Origin of the sequence: Frankia sp. BMG5.23 (genome assembly GCF_000685765.2) — a bacterium.
Classification (GTDB): Bacteria; Actinomycetota; Actinomycetes; order Frankiales; family Frankiaceae; genus Frankia; species Frankia casuarinae.
Map to the genome: position 1 here is coordinate 1 of NZ_JDWE01000153.1, position 1,923 is coordinate 1,923.

Genomic DNA, 1,923 nt, shown 5'->3' on the forward strand with positions numbered 1-1,923 from the left:
ACCCGCCAGACGGAAAACGGTGTGATCGCCGAACGGCAGCTCGGCGGTGTATGTGAAACTCATCGAGGCGTGGGGTTCCTTCGGAGTTGCTCTTTGGTCGGAACAACTTCCTACCGGAGCCCCGCGCCTTCATCGTCTCCACCCCCAGGGACGCTCACACCCAGCGACGCTCACGGAGCGTCACCAAACGTTGCAGGGAAAGGCTCAATCTCAAAGGACAACCGAAGCAGGGGCGCAAAGTTCAGGCCGGTGAGGTCGCCGAAATGCGCCCGCGTGAGCACACTGTCAAAGATCATAATCTTGTTATGAGCTTTCTCGGGGCCGATTTTAGGCTCCACAGAGCTAAACCACGACCGCGAACCTGGCAGAGTTTTAGGTGGTTCGCCTATTGACGCCCCGCACCCGGCCTACGTCCCGGACGGAACCGCCCGGATAACCCCGGCGATCTTGGCCCACTTGTCGGCGCTCAAGGTGGGGGCGCGCTGGAGCTGGAGGCGCACCCATTCGGCCGCTGTCACCACGTGCTCCGGCCGCTTTATTCGTAAGGGCGGTGGTCGGCTCCGTACTGCATTTCCAGCAGCTGTTGCGCGACGAGCCGCCTCAACCGCCCCTCCTGGCGAAATCGAAACTGACGCATCTCCACGCCGCTGACTTCTTGGGCGGCCTGCCGCGCGCCCGCCGGCGTGAGCCGCGCCGTCTTCGGATGCACCCGGAACAGCAGATGCACCTGGTTGTGCTCAGGCACCGCCTCATCCAGGCTGGCCGCCGCCTCCCGCACCACCGCCAGCACCGCCGTCGCCAACCCAAGGCTGGTGGCGGCATGCACCCGCCCGCGGACGATGCCGAGGCCGGTCAAGGCGGGAAGGTCCCGCAGTAGCGGCTCCAGGTCCAGGGGCGAGGCGGCCGACCGGACGGGGGCCAGCTCCTTCGTCAGCTGGTCCAGGGGGTCCGGGACAGCGCCCACCCGCGAGGCGTCAGCCATTGGCGCGCTCCAGTCTCAGCGATCTTGGTGCCGCCAGCCAGGGTGGCCGACGGCCTGATGCGATCGAGGCTGCAACACAAACCCCCTGGTTGTGGGCGTCAACCAACCACCAACCGTTTCAGAGCTGGTTGGCTCGCCTGCCAACCACCCGGCCAACCAACCACCTCACTCCCGTCAAGCAGCAGGCCGCGTCTCTCCGGGATACTGAGGTGCTGACATGGGGGAGGGTCGTCGGTTGCCACCAAGCGATGAGGAGGAGGCAGTCCCGTTCGCGGCTCCGCGCACGGGCGGCCTGGCCGTGCCTGCCGCCAATGAGCCGGGGCGGTCGCCCGTCCTCACACCGGCTCAGCGCGTCGGCGCCGCGATGCGACAGGCCCGCGAGGGGCGCGGTTTTTCATTGCGCTATATGGGGGACAAAATAGGGAGGCACCACAGCACGCTGTCGCCGAATGAACTCGGTAATACGATGGCGACCGATAAGACGCTTCAGCTCTACGAGGAAGCCCTGCATCTACCTTCAGGCTCCCTGGTGCAGGTAAAGAAGGAGTCTCTTTCGCGGGGGCAAGACATCACCGGGGAAAAAGTTGGGGAAGCGGCCGATAGCCAACCGCAAACCGGTGCCGAACAAAGCGAGCCTCTGCTGTCGCCAGCTGAAATTGCGTCTGATCGCACCTTGAAAGACTTCGGGCCGTCCAGGGTATATACCGTTCAAGGTGTGCTCCGCAGTTGGCAAGGGCGATTGTTCCTGGCCGCCGCCGCAACCGTCCTCGCATTCTGGGCCGTCGCTCGTTACGCGCCCACATTCTACCCATTGGCTAGCCCGGTTCCAGATGCGAGTGACGCCCAGGCACTTCATTGTTCGTAAGAGTTCGGTGATGGCGTGGGTGGGCGGGCCGAAGGCCCGGCCGGTGTTGCCGGTCGGGTGGTTTTCGGCTTGTGGG

The 1,923-nt window shown here is 64.8% G+C and carries 2 protein-coding genes; one reads left to right on the forward strand and one right to left on the reverse strand.

Going from position 1 to position 1,923, the window contains the following annotated elements; all coding sequences use genetic code 11:
* Nucleotides 1-535: 535 nt before the first annotated feature.
* Entirely contained in the window at nucleotides 536-982 is a 447-nt protein-coding gene (locus BMG523DRAFT_RS22260) for a hypothetical protein (protein ID WP_011436937.1), read from the reverse strand.
* A 217-nt stretch (nucleotides 983-1,199) separates the two neighbouring features.
* Between BMG523DRAFT_RS22260 and BMG523DRAFT_RS25075 the strand changes: the two genes are divergently transcribed.
* Nucleotides 1,200-1,847, forward strand: coding sequence for a helix-turn-helix domain-containing protein (locus BMG523DRAFT_RS25075; RefSeq protein ID WP_023842285.1), 648 nt, complete (start codon nucleotides 1,200-1,202; stop codon nucleotides 1,845-1,847).
* Nucleotides 1,848-1,923: the final 76 nt, after the last annotated feature.